The following is a 19,478-nucleotide window of genomic DNA, read 5'->3' as shown; positions in this document are numbered from 1 at the left end:
GCGACCGTCGTGACGAGCGTCCTTCGGGTGGCGGGTTCAACCGTGACCGTCGTGACGAGCGTCCCTCGGGCGGCTTCCGCCGTGACGACCGCCCCTCCGGTGGCGGTTTCAACCGCGACCGCCGTGACGAGCGTCCGTCCACCCACCGGGGCAGCGACCGTCCCTTCAACCGCGACCGTCAGGGCGACCGCCCCACCGGTGGCTTCCGCTCCGGCGGCCACGACCGCCCCACCGGCCGTCGTGACGACCACCGCACCACCGGCACCGGCACCGGCACCGGTTCCTTCGGCCGCCGCGACGACAAGCCGCGCTGGAAGCGCAACGGCTGACACAGCGTGAGCTGAGCTGGGGCCCGTACGACTTCGGTCATGCGGGCCCCTTTCGTATCCGTATTCGACTATCGAACTCTGTGGGGCAGTTGTTAACATCCGTTGATCGCGTGACGGAATGTGGCCGAGGGGGAAGACAAGGCCTGCCGGCGCGCCTTTTCTCACTTCCCTGGGGAGGGACCCTTGACCCGGCGTGCCCGGATCGCACTCACTCTTGCCTCGCTGGCCGCTCTGAGCGCCGGCACCCTGACGTCCGCGGGCCCGGCCGCCGCGGACACCACCCCGACGCCGATCGCCACGGACGGCGTGTGGGGCATCGACTACGCGGCCGGCTACCTGACCAGCGTCGAACACCGGCCCGACGGCGAGCAGTACGTGGTCGGGCGGCAGCTCTCGCCCGACGGCTCCACCGTGCTGGAGCAGGCCACCCGCGGATTCGCCGGCACCTACGCCGACGGCACCCATCTGCAGCGGGTGCCGTGCGACGCGGCGGGCGGGTGCGTGCCGCTGCGCTCCACCGGCACGCAGAGCGTCGGTTACTTCCAGGTCGACGAGTACGACAAGGAGCGCGCCCAGATCTGGGGAACGCCGACCAGCTACCACGGGACGGAACCCGCGGTCACCGGCGGCCGGTTCGTGGACGCCACCGGCCGCTACTTCGTCTATGACGCCGCCTCCACCGGCAAGCAGTACGTCGACGCCGTGAACCAGTACCGCGGCGACGACGTCCGGCTGACCCGCTCCGTCACCGCCGCCTCCGTGTGGGGCTCGGCCCTGTGGACACCGGGCTCCGGCAACGGCGTGGTCACCCAGTACGACCTGGAGGGGAAGAAGACGGTCGCGACCGTCTCCACCGGCGCCCCCTGCACGGTCAAGGAGCTTCAGGTCATCGGCCGTTGGATCTACTGGAACTGCGGTCCTGCGGGCGCCGCGGGCATGTACGACCGTACGGCGAAGAAGAACATCAAGGTGCCCTCGGGCCCCGCGCTCGTCGGTGACGGTTACCTCGTCCAGCACGACCGGACGGCCGGCAAGCTGATGCTGACGGACTACCACTCTGGTACGGCCGCCACCGCGCGCGCGATCGCCGACCTGCCGGCCGGCGACACGGCCGACCAGCGGCGACTGACGTGGTCGGTGGACAAGTTCGGCGGGGGCGTCGCCTATGTCGACGCCGGCCACACGATCCGGACCGTGCCGAGCGGGGTACCCACCCAGTCCCTCGGGAAGATCGAGTCGGACCTGGACAACGACTACTTCGACGCCTCGGGCCGCAACAGCGCCAACATGGCCTGGATGAGCACCTGGCAGCTGAACAAGCCCGCGACCTGGACCTTCACCGTGAAGAACGTCCAGGGCCGGGTCGACCGCACCCTGCGGGGCAGCGGTACGGCGATCGACCTGACCTGGGACGGGAAGACGGACTCGGGCGCCTACGCGTACAACGGCGTCAAGACCTGGACGCTGACCGCGACCGCCGCCGACGGCGGGGGCACGTACACGACGAGGGGCAAGGTCGCCCTCAACGGCGGCCGCCAAGGCCACCACGACATGGGCGGCTACGCCTACGGCGAGCTGGTCACCCTCAACTCCTCGGGCACCCTGAGCCTCCAGTACACCAACGGCGGCGGCACGTTCGACTGGAAGCAGAACGCGTCGGGCTGGCCCGCCGGCACGGTCGCCGTGCCCTTCGGCGACATGGGCAAGGACCGCTGCGCCGAGATGCTGGTCCGGATGCCGGACGGCGAGCTGCGCCGCTACGCGGGCAAGTGCGGCGAGGGTTCGTACGCCCCGACGAGCAGCCACACCTCCCTCGGCACCGGCTGGAACGCGTACAACGTCCTCACCGCCCCCGGCGACCTGACCGGCGACGGCCGTACCGACCTGCTGGCCCGCAAGGCGTCGACCGGTGACGTCTACCTGTTCGCCAACGACGGCGCGAGCAAGCTCAGGCCGGGTGTGAAGATCCGCAGCTGGGCCACGTACAAGAAGATCGTCGGTGCCGGTGACCTCAACGGCGACGGCTTCGGGGACGTCCTGGTGCAGGACAAGGCCGGGACGCTGTGGCGTTACGACGGCACCGGCACCGGCCAGGTCAAGGAGCGGGTGAAGGTCTTCTCCACCTGGGGGACCTCCTACAACGTGGTCGTCGGTGTCGGGGACATCACCGGCGACGGCAGGAACGACCTGGTCTCCCGGGACACCGGCGGCAACCTGTACCGCAACAACGGCGACGGCAAGGGGTCGTTCGGGGCGCGTACGAAGATCGCCACCGGCTGGCAGGGCTACAGGGGCATTTTCTAGCCAAGTTGTGATGCATGTCACGCCCCCGGTGAGGGAATCGCTGGGGGCATGACAGAAGACGACATGGCGAGTGGGCTCTCCGACGAAGAACGGCTTGCCCAGCTCGGCTATACGCAGGTCCTGGCCCGCCGCATGTCGGCGTTCTCCAACTACGCGGTCTCCTTCACGATCATCTCGGTCCTGTCGGGCTGTCTGACCCTCTACCTCTTCGGCATGAACACGGGCGGCCCGGCCGTGATCACCTGGGGCTGGGTGGCCGTGGGCCTGATGACGCTGTTCGTCGGCCTGTCGATGGCCGAGATCTGTTCGGCGTACCCGACCTCCGCGGGCCTGTACTTCTGGGCCCACCGGCTGGCCCCGCCCAGAACCGCGGCCGCGTGGGCGTGGTTCACGGGTTGGTTCAACGTGCTCGGCCAGGTGGCGGTGACGGCGGGCATCGACTTCGGCGCCGCGTCCTTCCTCGGCGCCTACCTGAACCTCCAGTTCGACTTCGAGGTGACGCCCGGCCGCACGATCCTGCTGTTCGCGGCGATCCTCATCCTGCACGGGCTGCTCAACACCTTCGGGGTGCGGATCGTCGCGCTGCTGAACAGCGTGAGCGTGTGGTGGCACGTGATCGGCGTGGCGGTCATCGTCGGCGCGCTGACCTTCGCCCCCGACAAACACCAGTCCGCGTCCTTCGTCTTCGGCGAGTTCGTGAACCACACGGGCTGGGGCAGCGGCGTCTACGTCGTCCTCATCGGCCTCCTGATGGCCCAGTACACCTTCACCGGCTACGACGCCTCGGCCCACATGACCGAGGAGACCCACGACGCGTCGACAGCGGGCCCGAAGGGCATCGTCCAGTCGATCTGGACGTCCTGGATAGCGGGCTTCGTCCTGCTCCTCGGCTTCACGTTCGCGATCCAGTCGTACGACGGCGCCCGGAAGTCCCCGACCGGCGCGCCCCCGGCCCAGATCCTCCTCGACGCGCTCGGCGCCACCGCCGGCAAGCTCCTGCTGCTGGTCGTGATCGGCGCCCAGCTGTTCTGCGGAATGGCCTCGGTGACCGCCAACAGCCGCATGATCTACGCCTTCTCACGCGACGGCGCGCTGCCGTTCTCGCACGTCTGGCACACGGTGAGCCCGCGCACCCGGACCCCGGTGGCGGCGGTGTGGCTCGCCGCGGCGGGGGCGCTGCTGCTCGGGTTGCCGTACCTGATCAACTACGCGGCCTACGCGGCGGTGACGTCCGTCGCGGTGATCGGCCTCTACATCGCCTACGTCATCCCGACCCTGCTGCGGCTGCGCAAGGGCGACGCCTTCGACCGGGGGCCGTGGCACCTGGGCCGCTGGTCGCGCGCGATCGGCCTGGTCTCGGTGGCGTGGGTCGTCGTCATCACCGTGCTGTTCATGCTCCCGCAGGTCTCCCCCGTCACCTGGGAGACCTTCAACTACGCCCCCATAGCCGTCCTGGTCGTCCTCGGCTTCGCCTGGACCTGGTGGGCGGCCTCGGCCAAGCACTGGTTCCTCAACCCCGAGCACGCGCGCACCAAGGCCCGCGAGGCGGCTCGCGCGAACGCGCCCGAACCGGTCGATCCCTGACCTACCGCCCCGTTCCGTTCCCGCGACGCGGCCGTGTCCCCGATACCCGATCGGAGACACGGCCACGTCCGGCTATGCTCGGGGAGGCAACATCGCCTGGGCCCTTAGCTCAATTGGCAGAGCAGTGGACTTTTAATCCATTGGTTGTGGGTTCGAGTCCCACAGGGCCTACCGGTGAGAGTCGGGGGACATGCCCTTCGACCTGTGACACAGCGCCCGATCCGGCTCAGGCCGGGTCGGGCGCTGTGTGCGTCGGGACGTGGGTCAGACCCGGGTGAGGCGGACCGCCACCGTCTCGTCGACCGTCACCGGCCGGCCGTAGTCGGGATCCGTCGCCGTCGCGTGGCCCTCGACCTCGACGTCACCCTTCTGGAAGGGGACCGAGCCGGTCGGCACGGCCGTACCGGTCCAGGCGACCGGGGCGCCCGGGGTGCAGGACACCGCCGTGGAGAACGAACCGCGGATGAGGTCCCGCTTCTTCACCTGCGTGACGTCGCCCGCCACGGTCACCCGCACCGGCTTGGTGCAGCTCACCGTGCCGTGGAAGGTGGCCTTGCCGTTGAGGCTGCTCGCGGTGCCGGCCAGGGCGATGTCGAGGCCGAGGCCGAGTTCGGCCGGCGGGGCCGGGTTCTCGATGTGGACCTCGCCGCGCGCGGCCGGGGTGCCTCCCTCGCAGTGCTGCTCGAAGGTGGCGTCGAGCTTCTTCACGTAACCCTGGGGGCCGAACTCCACCGCGGAGACGGTGAAGGTGCCGGTGAGCTGGTTGCAGCCGCGGCCGTTGCCGCTGAGCGACAGGCCCGGCTCGGTCCCCTCGTTGAACGGGTAGCGGGTGGCTCCCGTGTAGGTTCCCGGCGTCAGGGCCTGGCCGGACGGGGCCGCGAGGTCCAGGGTCCACCAGTCGCCGTTCGCTCCGTCGACGGAGAGGGTGACCACTCCGTTGTCCGTGTTCCCGGAGACGTTCAGGTGGTCCTGGGACGAGGTGGAGTAGGCGTAGGACTGGCCGCCGCTGATGTAGTCGCCCTCGTCGCCGCTGAAGCTGAAGGAGCCGTCGGTGACCGGCAGGGCGTGCGCTTCGGCGCCGGCGAGCAGGCCGGTGGTGCCGGTGGCCATGGCGAGCGCCAGCGCGAGAGTGGCGGTGGCACGGCCCAGGACGCGTCTGGGCAGACTGAGATGCATGGTTGTTCCCCCTGGTGAGATGACGTGAGCCTCGTCGGCGGGGCGAGTCTGCCAACCAGTGGGATGGGCGACAACTACGTTTCTGGTGTGATGAGTTGAGGTTTCGGCCAACCCTGGGCCGGGCTTCTTCGTCACACCTTGATCAGACGTGTCTCCTCGCTTTGATCCGCCTGAGGCCCCGTCACCCCAGGTGGCGGTTCGGGGCCTTCGCGCGGTCCTCGTACTCGCCGAGCACCACCACGTCCACGCCCTTCGCCGTGAGCAGTCCCGTCCCGTCCGCTCCCGCCACGAAGGTGTCCGGCTCCCGCCACGCCGTCACCACCCGGCGTACTCCGGCGTCCAGGATCAACCGGGCGCAGGGGACCGGGCGGGAGGCGCGGTGGGTGCAGGGCTCCAGGCTGGTGTAGACGGTGGCCGTGGCCAGGCGGGGGTCGTCCGGGGCGATTTTCGCCAGCGCCGCCTCCTCGGCGTGCACGACCGGGTCGTCGCCCTCCCTGGATTGGCCGCGCGCCAGCTCCGTGCCGTCGGCCGCCACCACCACCGCGCCCACGCTGAACGCCGTCCGTGACGGCGGGCAGTGCATCGCCAACTCGCAGGCCAGGGCGAGCCAGTGGTGGTCCGCGGCGGCGGGGACCAGGCCCGTGCCGGGGGCGGTGGGCTCGTAGCGCATCAGGACGACGTCCTCGATACGGCGGGTCTCCACCAGGCGCAGCCGGCCGGCCTGGTAGGTGCCCGGGCCGAAGAGGCGGGGGGCCTGCGGGCTGCCGACGAAGAGGGGGGCCAGGACGAGCTGCACCTCGTCCGCCAGGCCCTGCTGGAGGAGCTGGGTGTGGATCCGGCCACCGCCCTCCACCATCAGCCGCTCCACTCCGCGCTCCTCGTACAGGTGCTCCAGCAGACGGCGCCAGTCCAGCTCGGGGCCGAGCGCAACGATGTCGGCCGCGACACCCAGCGCGCCGGCCCGCTCCGCGCCCTTGTTCGTCGTGTAGAGGACCTTCTCGCCGCCCGTGTGCCAGAAGTTCGCGGCCGCATCCAGCTCGCCCGAGCCGCTGACCGTGACCTTCAGGGGGTACGGCGGCTTCCCGGCGGCGGCGCGGGCCGCGCGGCGCGTCTCGGAGTTCACCAGCAGGCGGGGGTTGTCGGCGCGGATGGTGCCCGCGCCGACGAGGATCGCGTCCACGGAGGCGCGGACCTCGTCGACGCGGTCGAAGTCGGCCGGGCTGGACAGGAGCAGGCGGTCGGGGCCGGTGTCGTCGAGGTAGCCGTCGAGGGAGACCGCGGCGGAGAGGAGGACGTAGGGGTGGGGCATCGGCGCGGTCCCTCTCGGAGACGGGTGGCGGGTTGTCGGACGGCCGGTCTTGGTTCAAGTTTGAAGCAAACCTACACTGGGGACATGACGACCCGCTGGCTCAGCCCCGACGAGCAGCGAGCCTGGCGTGCCTACATCGCCGCCTCGCTCCTCCTGGAGGACACCATCGACCGGCAGCTCCAGCAGGAGGCCGGCATGCCGCATGTCTACTACTCCATCCTGGCCAACCTCTCCGAGGTCCCGGAACGGCGACTGCGGATGACCGAACTCGCCGAGGGGCTGAAGATCACCCGGCCCCGGCTGACGTACGCCGTCGCCCGGCTGGAGAAGGACGGGCTGGTGCGGCGCGAGAGCTGCCAGTGGGACAAGCGCGGCAGCGTCGCGGTCCTCACGGACGAGGGTATGGCGGTGCTGGAGCGGGCCGCGCCGGGCCATGTGGAGACGGTCCGCGCCGCGCTCTTCGACCGGCTCACCCCGGAGCAGGTGGGGCAGCTGGAGGAGATCTTCACCAGTGTCACCGCCGGGCTCCTGGGGGAGGACGGGCCCTCCGAGGAGGTCCCGTGGCGCCGGCGGTCGTCCCCGTCCTGTTCGTGAGAAGCCCTGCGTGACGAACGCCATAAACCCGTTGCTTCAAATTTAAAGCATGGGGTAGGGTCTCGACCAGTAGAACTGCTTCAAATCTGAAGCAGGTGTGCCTACGGACCGGAGTACCCGCATGCCCGACCTGCCCGCCGCCACCCAGCGCTCCCGCGTCCGCGTCCCGCTGCGCTTCGGGGACGGCTACCGCGTAGACGCCGAACTCGTCACCTTCCACGGCCTGGCCGACGGGCAGGAGCACCTCGCCGTCGTCCTCGGCGACCCCGCCCCCGGCGCCGTCCCGCTGGTGCGCCTGCACTCCGAATGCCTCACCGGCGACGTCTTCGGCTCCGCCCGCTGCGACTGCGGCCCGCAGCTGCGCGAGGCGGTCGAGCGCATAGCCGAGCGCGGTGGTGTCCTGCTCTACCTGCGCCAGGAGGGCCGCGGCATCGGCCTCTACAACAAGCTCGACGCGTACGCCCTCCAGGACCAGGGCCTCGACACCTACGCCGCGAACACCGCCCTCGGCCTGCCCGAGGACGCCCGCGACTACACGGCGGCCGCGCAGATGCTCCAGGCCCTCGGGATCGCCGAGCTCGACCTGCTCTCCAACAACCCCGACAAGGCGGGCCAGTTGCGCGACCTCGGCATCGACGTCCGCGACCGTGTCCCCACCGGGGTCTTCACCACCGCCCACAACGTCCGCTACCTGCGCGCGAAGGTCCTGCAGACCCAGCACACGCTGCCGCTGGCGGAGTTGACCGAACTCGTCGTCGGCTGAACCTCACCTGGGCGTGTGCGCCAGATAGGCCAGCACGGCCAGGACCCGCCGGTGGCCGCTGTCGCTCGGCGGCAGGCCCAGCTTGAGGAAGACGTTGCCGATGTGCTTGCTGACCGCGCGCTCGGTGACCACGAGAGTCTTCGCGATGGTGGTGTTGTCGTGCCCCTCGGCCATCAGCTTCAGCACCTCGCGCTCGCGCGGGGTGAGGGAGTCGAGCGGGGTGTCGCGACGGCGGGTCAGGAGCTCGGTGACGACCTCGGGATCGAGCGCGGTGCCGCCCGCCGCCACCCGCTCCAGCGCGTCGAGGAACTCGTCGACCCGGCCGACCCGGTCCTTCAGGAGGTAGCCGACCCCGCTGGAGCCGCCCGCCAGCAACTCGGCGGCGTACGACTCCTCGACGTACTGCGAGAGCACCAGCACCGGGAGTCCCGGGATCCGCTCCCGCCCTTCCAGGGCGGCCCGCAGCCCCTCGTCGCGGAACCCGGGCGGCATCCGCACGTCGAGCACGGCCACGTCCGGCCGGTGGTCGAGCAGGGCGGGCAGGATCTCCGGGCCGGTGCCGACGACGGCCACGACCTCGTGCCCGGAGGACGTCAGCAGGAGGACGAGCCCCTCTCTCAGGAGGGCGTTGTCCTCGGCGATCACCACACGCACGGCAGCTCCACATCGATCACGGTCGGGCCCCCGGCGGGGCTGGTCACTTCGAAGGTCCCGTCGAGCGCGGCGACCCTGCGCCGCATCCCGAGCAGCCCCGAGCCCGCGGACTCGTCGGCGCCGCCCCGGCCCTCGTCCCGCACCCGCACGGTCAGCCCGCGCCGGGTCCGGGCCAGCCGGACCTCGGCCCGGTCGGTACCGCTGTACTTGGCGACGTTGGTGAGCGACTCGGCCACCACGAAGTAGGCGGCCGCCTCCACCGCCGCGGGCGCCCGGGTGCCCGCGTCCAGACCGCCGTCGTCCACACGCACGGCCAGTCCGCTGCCGGCGGCGAGCGCCCGCACCGCGCCGACCAGACCCCGGTCGGTGAGGATCGGCGGGTGGATCCCGCGCACCACGTGCCGCAGCTCGGTCAGCGCCTGCTCGGCCTGCGACTGGGCGTCGTCCAGCAGCTTGCGGGCGGCGTCGGGGTCACGGTCGTAGGCCCGCTTGGCGAGGCCGATCCGCATCGACAGCGCCACCAGGTTGGCCTGGGCGCCGTCGTGCAGGTCCCGTTCGATGCGGCGCAGTTCGGCCTCGTGCGCGGCGATCGCGTCGGCCCGGGTCTCCTTCAGTTCCTCGACCCGCCGGGCCAGCCTGGCCTTCGGGGAGGGCATGAGCAGCACGGTCGACCAGCGGGCCTCGGTGTCCGCGAGCCGCACGATCAGCGGAAGGACGACGGGGTCGCGGCGCAGCGCCCCGGCCCACACACCGTCGACCACCAGGCCGAGGGGCCACAGCGGGAGGGCGAGGGCGAGGGCGAGGAGGGCGCCGTAGAGGTAGTAGGCGAGCATCCAGCGGAAGTCCCTGAGCGTGCCGGGGTCCCGCACCGAGATGCGCAGCCGCTCGCGGAGCGTGCCGGTCATCGGCGTGTACGCCTCGGGGATCTCCCTGCCCGTCCACAGAGTGGTCAGGTTCCGCTTGGCGCCGGCGATCCGCCGTATCAGCAGCACGGCCTCGGGCAGCAGCCAGCAGCCGACCACGGCGACCGTGCCCACGGCGGCGATCAGCAGCACCGTGATGAAGAGGTACACGCCGAAGCACATCGCCGCGGCCACGAAGAGATGCACGGTCGCCATCGCCGCACGCCGCACCGACTTCCACATGCGGCTCACGCTAGACGAACGACCCCCGGCGCACGGTGTAGCCCGCTACACCATCGGGGGCGGGGCGAGGCTCACTCCCCGTGGCCGTCCGCGGCGGCCCCTTGGTCCCGTACCCAGTTCCGGTGGGCGTTGGACCCCTCGCGGCCGGGAGAGAGTCTCAGGACGGCTCCGTCGTCGATCTGCTCCAGGCTCGTCACCACATAGGGAGAACCGGCCTGCACCGCCAGTCGGATGCTGCCGTTGCCGAACTCCGTCACCCGCAGCGTCCGGCCGCCGGACAGCGGGATGTCCCGCTTGCCGATCTCCACCGGTCGCTCATCGGCTGCCGCCATGGGCCCCTCCTCGTGCGCGTGAGGGGCGCCACGGTACGCCGCCGAGCGGGAAACCGGGCCTCCGGAACAACCCTGGCGCGAACCACCTCGCGGATGACGTATGCTGGTCACACAACGACGCGGGGTGGAGCAGCTCGGTAGCTCGCTGGGCTCATAACCCAGAGGTCGCAGGTTCAAATCCTGTCCCCGCTACTCAAGGCTCAGGGCCGGAGTCCATTCACTGGACTCCGGCCCTGAGTGTTTTCCCGGCCGTGTCACACGGTACGACGTCTTCGTGACGCCGGGTGAGTGAGTGACCGCCCTCCGCGCAAGAGCTGACATACCGTCAATGCCTGTGTGTTGCCTGAGGAAGGGCCAACTCGCCCGTTTTTCGCCGTTCATGGGCCGTAAGTCCAGCGGGATTTCGTTAATGATCAAGCGGAACAGCTTGGAATCGGGCCCCCGGGTCTATTAACGTTCGATAACGCAGCGCGGTCGTCCCAGCCGTCACAAGAGACGGCTCCGTGCTCACGCGCCGAATTCCGCAAGGGAACCGGGGAACCACCAACTTGGGGTGAATCGCTCGTACGCCGCCGTGGCAGCACGGCCGGTATACGCGCGTAGGAGACCTTCCTGCTCCGAACCCGTCAGCTAACCCGGTAGGCGAGAAGGAAGGAAAGGAGCGCGCCCACGTGGCGTCCAACCCGCCTGCCCCCGAGGCGCCGTACGTAAACAGCGACACCCTCGTGTACGGCGGTTACCGCGCCGACGACGAGGCCCCGCTCGGCGAGTGGAACCCCACCGCGGACTCCCTCGCTCCCGTACGAGGCCGGCATCGCGTCACCAAGCAGCGCGGCGGAGGATTCGCCCGTAGCTCCACCGTTCTCGGCGTCGGCGTCATAGCCGCCGTCAGCGCGGGCGGGATGGCCAGCGCCAACACCGGCAAGCCGCCGGTCTCCATCTCCATGCCCGACCTGGGCTCCGTGAGCTCGCTCATCTCGAACGACTCCGACACCGCCGCGGACGACACGAGCGCCTTCAGCAGCGTCGGCGCCACCACCGCCGACACCGCCCAGGGCACCTCGGACGCCGGTGAGGCGCTGCGCTCGCGCATCCTGGCCCAGGCCGAGGTGCAGCAGGACCAGATCGACACCAAGGCCGCCCAGGCCGTCGCGGACGCCGCCCAGAAGGAGGCCGACGCGGCCGCCGCCAAGGCGGAGAAGGACGCTCAGGAGAAGGCCGCCGCCGCGAAGAAGAAGGCGGAGGAGGAGGCCGCGAAGAAGGCCGAGGCCGCGCGCCTGGCCGAGCTCGCCAAGCAGTACACGCTGCCGACCTCGTCGTACACCATCACCGGGACCTTCGGTCAGGCCGGTTCGCTGTGGTCCTCCGGCTACCACACGGGCCTGGACTTCGCCGCCCCCACGGGCACGCTCATCAAGGCGATCCACAGCGGCACCATCACCCAGGCCGGCTGGGCCGGTTCCTACGGCTACCGCACGATCCTCACCCTCGACGACGGCACCGAGCTGTGGTTCTGCCACCAGTCCTCGATCAATGTCAGCGTCGGCCAGAAGGTCGGCACGGGTGACGTCATCGGCCGCGTGGGCGCCACGGGCAACGTGACCGGCGCGCACCTGCACCTGGAGGTCCACCCGGGCGGCTCGGCCGACGGCATCGACCCGATGACGTGGCTGCGCGGCAAGGGCCTCACCCCCTGACGTTCCCGCGAGTTCCCGCGAACTCCGGCAGCCCTGACGACGTCCCCCCGACGTCAGGGCTGCCGGTGCTTCGGAGCGGCTGATTCCGTTTGTTTACGAGGACTTTGCGGCCGTGGCGGAAGACCGGCGTCCGGCGCGGGCGTTGACGTATGGCATGACTTCTCTTCGCAAGCTCGGCTCCTCCGACCTCGAGGTCTTCCCGCTCTCCCTCGGCGGCAACGTCTTCGGCTGGACCGCCGACGAGGCCACGTCCTTCGCCGTCCTCGACGCGTACACCGCGGCCGGCGGCAACTTCGTCGACACGGCCGACTCGTACTCGTCGTGGGTCGACGGGAACTCCGGCGGCGAGTCCGAGACGATCATCGGCAGGTGGCTGGCGGCCCGCGGCCACCGCGACGACGTCGTCATCGCCACGAAGGTCAGCCAGCACCCCGACTTCCCGGGCCTGTCCGCCGCGAACATCAAGGCGGCGGCCGAGGCGTCGCTACGGCGCCTGGGCACCGACCACATCGACCTGTACTACACCCACTTCGACAAGCCCGAGACCCCCGTCGAGGAGATCATCGGCGCGCTGGACGAGCTGGTGAAGGCGGGCAAGGTGCGGGCGATCGGCGCCTCCAACATCTCCGCCGCGCGCCTCGCGGAGTCCCTCGCCTTCTCCGACGGCGAGGGCCTGGCGCGGTACGTCGCCCTCCAGCCCCACTACAACCTGGTCTCGCGCGACACGTACGAGGGTGAACTCGAGGCAGTCGCCGCCCGGGAGGGCCTGGCCGCCGTCCCGTACTACGCCCTCGCCTCCGGGTTCCTCACCGGCAAGTACCGCGCCGGTACGACGGTGGAGAGCCCCCGCCAGGCGGGCGCCGGCAAGCACCTGGAGACCGAACGCGGCCGGAAGGTCCTCGCAGCGCTCGACGACATCGCCGAATCCCACACCGTCCCGGTCGCCACGGTCGCCCTCGCCTGGCTCGCCGCCCAGCCGACGGTCGCGGCCCCGATCGCGTCCGCCCGCACCGTGGAACAGCTTCCCGCGCTGCTGGGAGTGGGCGATCTGGTGCTGACGGAGGAGGAGCTGGGACGCCTGGCGGAGGCGTCGGCCTGACCCTCCGGCACACCCCTCGACCGCTGCGTGGATCTACGTCCGTCTATGTCCGGTACGGGTTGTACGCGGGGTAGGGCACCGTCGGGTGGACCGGGGGCTGGACCGGGTGGACCGGGTGCGGGGGCTGGGCCGGGTATCCGTACACGCCGTACACCGGCCAGGGCGGCGCGGCCACCGGTACCGGCGGTGCCGTCGTCCGGGCCGCGTGGTCCAGCGCGGGACGCGCCACGTCCCGCCGTCGCCACAGCTCGTGCAGCAACTCCCGCTCCCGTACGACGAAGTCCGCGTTCGCCCGCCCGAGCCGCCCCCGGTGCCGTAGGAACGCCAAGGACGTCGCGTACGCCTCGTACTGCGAGACCGCCCGCGCCGCGGCCCGCCCGCCGAACTGCCGCCGCGCGTAGTCCCGTGCCACCCGCCGCGCCCGCATCGAGCCCAGCACATACGGCTCGGTCGGCGTCAGCCACCCCGCGACGGCGTACGCGGGCAGCTCCTCGCGCACGGTCTTCAGCTCCCGCTGCCGCGTCCAGATGACCAGCCAGGTCAGCAGCGCGAACGCCGGGAGCATGAACATCGCGTACACCGCGAAGAAGCCGAACTGCCCGAACGTCGAGGAGCCGTTCCACGTGGCGTGCATGCCCATCGCGAGCAGCAGCCCGGACAGCGGGACGAGAATCCTCCGGACGCGCTGGCGTTCCGCCGACAGCGCGGAGATGCCGAAGCCGATGCCGGTGAGGACGGTGAACAGGGGGTGCGCGAACGGCGACATCACCACGCGCACGAAGAAGGTCGCCGCGGTGACGGAGGCGATGCCCCGGTCGCCGGTGAGCTGGTCGGTGCCGAAGGCGGTGCCGAGGTAGAGGATGTTCTCGGTGAACGCGAAGCCGGTGGCGGTGACTCCCGCTATCACCACGCCGTCGACGATCCCGGTGAAGTCCCGTCTGCGGAACAGGAAGACGAGCAGAACGGCTGCGGCCTTGGCCGACTCCTCGACGATCGGCGCTATCACGGTCGCGCCGAGAGTGTCCGCGCCGGTCGGGTCGGCGGTCGCCGTCGCTATCCACTTGGTCGCGAAGCTGTTGGCGATGATCGCTATCAGCGCGGCCGCGCAGGCGCCCCAGGCGAAGGCGAACAACAGATTGCGCCAGGGGCCCGGTTCGACCCGGTCGAGCCAGCGGAACGCGGCTATGAGCAGCGGTACGGGCAGGACGGCGAGGCCCAGCCCGACCAGGAACCCCTGGGTACCGGTCTGCTGGCGGACCAGGGCGAGGATGACCAGCCCCGACAGCGCGAGGAGCGTGATCAGGGCGCCGTAGCGCACCCATTTCCGCTGCCACCAGTGCGCGTGCCGCAGCGCACCGCCGCCGGGCGGGTTACCGGGATGCGTCGGATACGGAGGAAAGGTGGCCACGACATCGACCTTAACGAGACAGAGGCGCCGCCCGCAGGTGGGGCGGGATGCTCAGGCGCCCGTGGGGGACTGGTCGGATCGGTCGGTTGGGTCGGTTCGGTCGCCGTGCTGTACGCGGCGGAACAGCAGGTCGTTCACGACGTGTCCCTTGTCCAGTCCCTGCCCCTCGAAACGGGTCAGCGGCCGGAATCCGGGACGGGCTGCGAAACCGCCGCCTGCCTGGGTGTTCTCGAAGTCCGGGTGCGCGGTGAGTACGTCGAGCATCTGTTCGGCGTACGGCTCCCAGTCGGTCGCACAGTGCAGCAGCGCGCCGGGCCTCAGGCGGGTCGCGGCCAGGTCCAGGAACTCCGGCTGGATCAGCCGCCGCTTGTGGTGCCGCTTCTTGGGCCAGGGGTCGGGGAAGTACACGCGCAGCCCGTCGAGCGAGTCCGCGGTGAGCATCTCGCGGAGCAGGATGATGGCGTCGCCGTTGCCGACCCGGACGTTGGTCAGCTTCTGCTGCTCGGCGAGGTTCAGCAGATTGCCCTGTCCCGGGGTGTGCACATCGACGGCGAGGATGTTGGTCCCCGGCTCGGCGGCGGCCATCTGCGCGGTGGCCTCACCCATCCCGAACCCGATCTCCAGCACGACGGGGTTGTCGTTTCCGAACAACTCGCCGAAGTCGATCGTGCGCTGTCCGTCGATGTCCAGGCCCCACGTGGGCCACAGCCGCTGCAACGCGTCCGCCTGCCCCGCCGTCACCCGGCTGCGCCGGGGCTGGAAACTCCGGATCCGCCGCTCGAAGTGCGACCCCGCGGGATCAGCGCTGGGCCCGTCCGGAAACCGCGGCTCCCCTTTGACCCGCGTGTGCCGAACGGAGACACCGGGGACGTGCAGAGCGGCCTCGTCGGCGGCGGGCCGGGACCGGGGGGCGTCGGGGGCGTTGAGGGAGTCAGACACAGTGAGGCCGATTTTACGGTGACCTCGACGACGAACGCCGCACAGGGATGTTCCGACCGTGCGGTCCGGGGTCACGGCCCCCGTCCGGGCGGTCACCGGGTGCCAGCCGAGTGGGGGCCGGTCGGTCTCGGGTGGCGGCTGTGTGTGTCACGGCGCGTGAGGGTGCCAGCGGGCGCGGGGCTGCTTCTTGTCCGGTCTGCGGGGGAGCTGTGGCTGCGGGGGTGCTGCTCGGGCCGCGTCCCGTCGGGCTGTCATCTCCGGGGCCGTCTCCGCCGTCCGGGGCGCCCGTCCGGCCGGGTGGGGGGCTTGCGTGTGTCACGGCGCGCGCAGTGTGTCCTGGGGGAGCGGGGCTGCTTCTTGTCCGGTCTGCGGGGAGCTGTGGGTGTGGCCTCGGGTGTGGCTCAGGCCGTCCCGTCCGGGCTTACTCCCGGGGGCCATCCCTGCCGTCCCTGCCGTCCGGGGCGTCCCTGCCGTCCGGGGCGTCCGTCACGGCTGGGTGGTCAGCCGTGTGCGGGCCTGTCTCGTCTCGTTGGCGGGGGAGCTGTGGCTGCGGGTGTGCTGCTCGGGGGTGGCTCGGGCCGTCCCGTCCGGGGTGTCATCTCCGCGGGCCCTCCCCACCTCCGGGGCGTCCGTCCCGCCGGGGGCAGTCGTGCGGGCCCGTCTCGGCCGGTCGGCGGGGGAGCTGTGGCTGCGGGTGTGCTGCTCGGGGATGGCTCCGGCGGTCCCGTCCGGGGTGTCCGTGACGGCCGGGTGGTCAGTCGTGTGCGGGGCTGTCTCGGCCGGGTGGCGGCGGCCGTGCGTGTCACGCCGTGCGCAGTGTTTCCAGTGCCCGCCGGGCCACCTCCCGGCCGATCGGCAGGGACGCTGTCGCCGCGGGTGAGGGTGCGTTCAGTACGTGCACCGCCCGAGCGCCTTCGCGGATCAGGAAGTCGTCCACCAGCGTCCCGTCCCGCAGTACGGCCTGTGCCCGCACCCCGGCGGCCGAGGGCACCAGGTCATCCGGGGTGACAGCGGGCAGCAGCCTCCGTACCGCCGTGGTGAACGCCCTGCGCGACACCGACCGCCGCAGCTCCCCCGTGCCGTACCGCCAGTGCCGCCGCGCTATCTGCCAGGAGCCCGGCCAGGCCAGCGTGGCCCCCAGCTCCCGGGGCCGGACGGTCCCCCAGTCGTACCCCTCGCGGGCCAGCGCCGGCACCGCGTTGGGCCCGATGTGCACCCCTCCGTCGATCCCGCGCGTGAGATGCACCCCGAGGAACGGGAACGCCGGATCCGGCACCGGATACACCAGCCCCCGCACCAGCTCGGGCCGCGCCAACGAGTAGTACTCCCCGCGGAACGGCACGATCCGCATCCCGGGCTCGTCGCCGGTCAGCCGCGCCACCTCGTCGCAGTGCAGCCCGGCGCAGTTCACCAGCACCCGTGCCCGTACGACATCCCCGGCGCCGGTCTGCACGGCGACCCCGAGCTCCGGGCGCCGGTCGATGCGCCGCACCTCGGCGCCGTACCGGATCTCCGCGCCCGACGCCTCGGCCAGCTGTCTCGCGACCCCGACGAAGTCGCACACCCCGGTCGTCCCGACGTGTATGGCGGCGAGCCCCTCCACCTCGGGCTCGTACTCCGCGATCTGCGCGGCACCCAGCTCCCGCACCGGAATGCCGTTCTCCCGGCCGCGCTGCACCAGGCCGTGCAGCCGCGGCAGCTCGTCGCGCTCGGTCGCGACGATCAGCTTGCCGGTGACGGCGTGGGCGATGCCGTACTCCGCGCAGAACTTGACCATCTCGGCGGCGCCCCGCACCGCGTACCGCGCCTTGAGCGACCCCGGTTTGTAGTAGATCCCGCTGTGGATCACCCCGCTGTTCCGCCCGGTCTGATGCCGGGCGGGCCCCGCCTCCTTCTCCAGCACGACGACCCGGGTGCCGGGCGCACCGCGTGTGATCGCGTACGCCGTGGACAACCCGACAATGCCTCCACCGACCACGAGCACGTCACAGTCGTAAGCGATCCCGGACAGCACCTGCACCACCTCCCACCCCCGATAGTGCACTGCACCACTGACAGTCACTTCAAACGCGGGGGGCGGTGCCGCCGTCCGGAGCTCAAGCCGGAGCCATCAGCAGCGGCCGGGCCCGCTCCCGGAGCTCCACCACCCGGGGCTCGTCCCCGTACGGCTCCAGCCGGTGCAGGAGATCCTTCACGTACTCGGTGGTGCGGGCCGAGGAGATGCGCCCCGCGACCTCCACCGCCCGCACGCCCTGCTCGCACGCCGCGTCCAGATTGCCCGACTCGAGCTCGGCGACAGCGGAGACGACGAGCCGCAGCCCGTGCGAGCGTACGAACTCCTCCGTCGGCTTCGACAGCGCCTGCTCCGTGAAGCGGCGGACCTGGCGCGGGGCCTTCAGGTCGCGGTAGCACTCGGCCGCGTCGGCGGCGAAGCGGTCGTACGAGTAGAAGCCGAGCCAGGACGGGTCGTTGTCCCCTTCCCGGGACCGCTCCAGCCACCCCTCGGCCGCCTTGAGCGCAGCTCCGGCCGCGACGGCGTCACCCGCACGCGCGTGTGCCCGCGCCTCGACGAGCCGGAAGAAGCTCATGGTGCGGGCGGTCGCCAGCCCCCGGTTCCGCTCCAGCGCGGCCTGCGCGAGATCGACGCCCTCGTCGCCGAAGCCCCGGTACGTCGCCTGCAACGACATCGACGCCAGCACATAACCCCCGAGGGGGACGTCGGCGGCCGCGCGGGCCAGCCGCAGCGCCTGGATGTAGTACCGCTGCGCCGCCTCCTGCTGGCCCGTGTCGAAGGCCATCCAGCCCGCGAGACGGGTGAGTTCGGCGGAGGCGCCGAACAGGGCCCGGCCCACCTCGTCGGAGTACGCGCCGAGCAGCAGCGGTGCCGCCTCCACCCGTAAACACTCCGGCACCATGGACGAACGCCAGTCGCCGCCTCCGTACTTGGAGTCCCAGCGCCTGGCGTCCTCGGCGGCCTCCCGCAGCTTCTGCACATCGCTGTGGCCGACTTTGAGCGGTGCGCCGGAGCCCTCGGAGTGGTTGACCTCGCGCGCGACCGAGCTGTCGGCCGGGGTTATCAGCCACCGTGAGGCGGGCGTCGCGTACGCGCTCACCGCGAAGGAACCGGCGAGGGACTGCCAGATGCCTCCCGCGCCGGCCCGGCGGCCCGCGAGGTCGAGGCGGTAGAGCTCCGTGGCCGACCTGACGGCCTGGCCGACGTCCCTGGGGAAGGCGAGGCCCACCTCCGGCGCGGGATCCGCGTCCGCCAGGCCGATCTCGTGGAGCGGCACCGGGCGGCCGAGCTTCTGGCCGATGGCGGCGGCGATGAGGTGCGGCGCCGCGCCCTGAGGCACCATTCCCTTCGACACCCAGCGCGCCACCGACGTCTTGTCGTAGCGAAGAGTCAACCCGCGTTGAGCGCCAAGATCGTTGACGCGACGCGCGAGTCCTGCGTTGCTGATTCCCGCGAGGGCGAGAACGGCGCCGAGTTTTTCGTTCGGCCCGCGTTGCTCCCTGGACATGCGCCACCCCTCGACACAGACGGCTGCCGCGCTGGCATAACCACGCGGCATTCGTAAACCCAGCGTAGTTCGCCGCATCCCAAGCGTTAAGGGGCATTGTTCCGGATGGCGGGATTGTGGTCCGTACTGAAGTGCGGGTCCGATACGCGCAGTTGTGTCGTGCTCCCGTTGTGTGGCCGTGCGCCCGCCCGTGCGCTCTTCTCCGGCCAACAGGGGAGCGCTTCCATGGCTGATGCGTGGGTCGGCCCGCTGTACTGGATCCAGTGGGCTGGGGGACACCGCCGCCTACATCCCCGCGGGCGGCGGACCGGCCCGGGGGGCGAAGTGGCGTCTCCCGGGCTGCGCGCCTGTCGTGCGGCGCGCGGACTGTGTACGGAGCGTGCGTGAGCCTGCTCCGATGCCGCCGATTTGGCCGAAAACCGACCCTCGCTCTCGCGGACGATCAGCCCTCCTACCATGGCAGTTGAGGGCGCGTTAGGCGTTTTTGGGGAGCGTATCGGGGGCGCATTCGCGTCGCACGCCCCTTGCCCCGCGCGGGTGTTCGCAGGCGTACGCGGGTGTTCCCAGGGGCGCGTTCCCCGCATCTCGAGCGGCTCCACCGGCCCTCCGGCGGGCTTCCTTCAT

15 protein-coding genes, 2 tRNA genes, 1 pseudogene and 1 riboswitch are annotated in these 19,478 nt (G+C 71.2%); of the genes and pseudogenes, 9 read left to right on the top strand and 9 right to left on the bottom strand.

Going from position 1 to position 19,478, the window contains the following annotated elements:
• The 4 genes and pseudogenes from ABZT06_RS40200 to ABZT06_RS40185 all read left to right on the top strand — a co-directional run.
• Positions 1 to 329: pseudogene (locus ABZT06_RS40200) on the top strand (RNA helicase); the annotation flags it as partial.
• 183 nt (positions 330 to 512) lie between these two features.
• Entirely contained in the window at positions 513 to 2,633 is a 2,121-nt protein-coding gene (locus ABZT06_RS40195) for a VCBS repeat-containing protein (RefSeq protein WP_355752619.1), read from the top strand.
• Positions 2,634 to 2,681: 48 nt separating this feature from the next.
• Positions 2,682 to 4,217 (top strand): amino acid permease, encoded by a 1,536-nt coding sequence (locus ABZT06_RS40190; RefSeq protein ID WP_355752617.1) that lies wholly within the window; start codon positions 2,682 to 2,684, stop codon positions 4,215 to 4,217.
• A gap of 98 nt (positions 4,218 to 4,315) precedes the next feature.
• Positions 4,316 to 4,388 (top strand) — tRNA-Lys (locus ABZT06_RS40185).
• 93 nt (positions 4,389 to 4,481) lie between these two features.
• On the opposite strand, the gene ABZT06_RS40180 is transcribed toward ABZT06_RS40185, so the two are convergent.
• On the bottom strand, positions 4,482 to 5,393 hold the full coding sequence (locus ABZT06_RS40180) for a hypothetical protein (RefSeq protein WP_355752615.1): 912 nt from the start codon (positions 5,391 to 5,393) through the stop codon (positions 4,482 to 4,484).
• A gap of 181 nt (positions 5,394 to 5,574) precedes the next feature.
• Positions 5,575 to 6,702, bottom strand: a complete 1,128-nt coding sequence (locus tag ABZT06_RS40175) for a dihydrofolate reductase family protein (protein ID WP_355752613.1) — start codon at positions 6,700 to 6,702, stop codon at positions 5,575 to 5,577.
• A gap of 84 nt (positions 6,703 to 6,786) precedes the next feature.
• Between ABZT06_RS40175 and ABZT06_RS40170 the strand changes: the two genes are divergently transcribed.
• The gene (locus tag ABZT06_RS40170; protein ID WP_355752611.1) at positions 6,787 to 7,296 is read left to right on the top strand and encodes a MarR family transcriptional regulator; all 510 of its coding nucleotides are present in this window, start codon (positions 6,787 to 6,789) and stop codon (positions 7,294 to 7,296) included.
• Between the two features lie 121 nt (positions 7,297 to 7,417).
• Entirely contained in the window at positions 7,418 to 8,059 is a 642-nt protein-coding gene (gene ribA / locus ABZT06_RS40165) for a GTP cyclohydrolase II (RefSeq protein WP_355752609.1), read from the top strand.
• 3 nt (positions 8,060 to 8,062) lie between these two features.
• On the opposite strand, the gene ABZT06_RS40160 is transcribed toward ribA, so the two are convergent.
• The 3 genes from ABZT06_RS40160 to ABZT06_RS40150 all read right to left on the bottom strand — a co-directional run bounded on the left by ABZT06_RS40160 (position 8,063) and on the right by ABZT06_RS40150 (position 10,190).
• Positions 8,063 to 8,713: a response regulator transcription factor gene (locus tag ABZT06_RS40160; RefSeq protein WP_355752607.1), complete on the bottom strand. Its 651-nt coding sequence runs from the start codon at positions 8,711 to 8,713 to the stop codon at positions 8,063 to 8,065.
• On the bottom strand, positions 8,701 to 9,858 hold the full coding sequence (locus tag ABZT06_RS40155) for a histidine kinase (RefSeq protein WP_355752605.1): 1,158 nt from the start codon (positions 9,856 to 9,858) through the stop codon (positions 8,701 to 8,703). The genes ABZT06_RS40160 and ABZT06_RS40155 overlap by 13 nt, the downstream gene beginning before the upstream one ends.
• Positions 9,859 to 9,929: 71 nt before the next feature.
• Positions 9,930 to 10,190: a hypothetical protein gene (locus ABZT06_RS40150; RefSeq protein WP_355752602.1), complete on the bottom strand. Its 261-nt coding sequence runs from the start codon at positions 10,188 to 10,190 to the stop codon at positions 9,930 to 9,932.
• Positions 10,191 to 10,308: 118 nt separating this feature from the next.
• Between ABZT06_RS40150 and ABZT06_RS40145 the strand changes: the two genes are divergently transcribed.
• The 3 genes from ABZT06_RS40145 (at position 10,309) to ABZT06_RS40135 (ending at position 12,986) form a co-directional block, all read left to right on the top strand.
• Positions 10,309 to 10,382: transfer RNA gene (locus tag ABZT06_RS40145), tRNA-Met, on the top strand.
• A 310-nt stretch (positions 10,383 to 10,692) separates the two neighbouring features.
• Positions 10,693 to 10,850: riboswitch (cyclic di-AMP (ydaO/yuaA leader) on the top strand.
• Between the two features lie 11 nt (positions 10,851 to 10,861).
• Positions 10,862 to 11,887, top strand: coding sequence for a M23 family metallopeptidase (locus ABZT06_RS40140; RefSeq protein ID WP_355752600.1), 1,026 nt, complete (start codon positions 10,862 to 10,864; stop codon positions 11,885 to 11,887).
• Between the two features lie 154 nt (positions 11,888 to 12,041).
• On the top strand, positions 12,042 to 12,986 hold the full coding sequence (locus ABZT06_RS40135) for an aldo/keto reductase (RefSeq protein ID WP_355752598.1): 945 nt from the start codon (positions 12,042 to 12,044) through the stop codon (positions 12,984 to 12,986).
• 43 nt (positions 12,987 to 13,029) lie between these two features.
• Here the strand turns inward: ABZT06_RS40135 and ABZT06_RS40130 are convergent, their stop codons facing one another.
• The 4 genes from ABZT06_RS40130 to ABZT06_RS40115 all read right to left on the bottom strand — a co-directional run bounded on the left by ABZT06_RS40130 (position 13,030) and on the right by ABZT06_RS40115 (position 18,854).
• A complete protein-coding gene (locus ABZT06_RS40130) occupies positions 13,030 to 14,394 on the bottom strand; it encodes a PrsW family intramembrane metalloprotease (protein WP_355752596.1) in 1,365 nt (454 codons plus the stop codon).
• Between the two features lie 51 nt (positions 14,395 to 14,445).
• Positions 14,446 to 15,333 (bottom strand): tRNA (guanosine(46)-N7)-methyltransferase TrmB, encoded by an 888-nt coding sequence (gene trmB, locus ABZT06_RS40125; RefSeq protein WP_355752594.1) that lies wholly within the window; start codon positions 15,331 to 15,333, stop codon positions 14,446 to 14,448.
• 802 nt (positions 15,334 to 16,135) lie between these two features.
• Positions 16,136 to 17,356, bottom strand: coding sequence for an L-2-hydroxyglutarate oxidase (gene lhgO, locus ABZT06_RS40120; RefSeq protein WP_355752701.1), 1,221 nt, complete (start codon positions 17,354 to 17,356; stop codon positions 16,136 to 16,138).
• 73 nt (positions 17,357 to 17,429) lie between these two features.
• Positions 17,430 to 18,854, bottom strand: coding sequence for an MFS transporter (locus ABZT06_RS40115; RefSeq protein ID WP_355752592.1), 1,425 nt, complete (start codon positions 18,852 to 18,854; stop codon positions 17,430 to 17,432).
• Between the last annotated feature and the right edge of the window lie 624 nt (positions 18,855 to 19,478).

Origin of the sequence: Streptomyces sp. NPDC005483, from assembly GCF_040606035.1 — a bacterium.
GTDB lineage: Bacteria > Actinomycetota > Actinomycetes > Streptomycetales > Streptomycetaceae > Streptomyces.
This window is presented reverse-complemented; position numbering and strand designations above follow the sequence as displayed.

What these genes read in the sequence shown, in the direction of transcription:
- ABZT06_RS40190 (WP_355752617.1), top strand. Translation starts at nt 2,682, where the DNA reads ATGACAGAAGACGACATGGCGAGTGGGCTCTCCGACGAAGAACGGCTT.
- ABZT06_RS40180 (WP_355752615.1), bottom strand. Translation starts at nt 5,393, where the DNA reads ATGCATCTCAGTCTGCCCAGACGCGTCCTGGGCCGTGCCACCGCCACT.
- ABZT06_RS40175 (WP_355752613.1), bottom strand. Translation starts at nt 6,702, where the DNA reads ATGCCCCACCCCTACGTCCTCCTCTCCGCCGCGGTCTCCCTCGACGGC.
- ABZT06_RS40170 (WP_355752611.1), top strand. Translation starts at nt 6,787, where the DNA reads ATGACGACCCGCTGGCTCAGCCCCGACGAGCAGCGAGCCTGGCGTGCC.
- ribA (WP_355752609.1), top strand. Translation starts at nt 7,418, where the DNA reads ATGCCCGACCTGCCCGCCGCCACCCAGCGCTCCCGCGTCCGCGTCCCG.
- ABZT06_RS40155 (WP_355752605.1), bottom strand. Translation starts at nt 9,858, where the DNA reads ATGTGGAAGTCGGTGCGGCGTGCGGCGATGGCGACCGTGCATCTCTTC.
- ABZT06_RS40150 (WP_355752602.1), bottom strand. Translation starts at nt 10,190, where the DNA reads ATGGCGGCAGCCGATGAGCGACCGGTGGAGATCGGCAAGCGGGACATC.
- ABZT06_RS40135 (WP_355752598.1), top strand. Translation starts at nt 12,042, where the DNA reads ATGACTTCTCTTCGCAAGCTCGGCTCCTCCGACCTCGAGGTCTTCCCG.
- ABZT06_RS40115 (WP_355752592.1), bottom strand. Translation starts at nt 18,854, where the DNA reads ATGTCCAGGGAGCAACGCGGGCCGAACGAAAAACTCGGCGCCGTTCTC.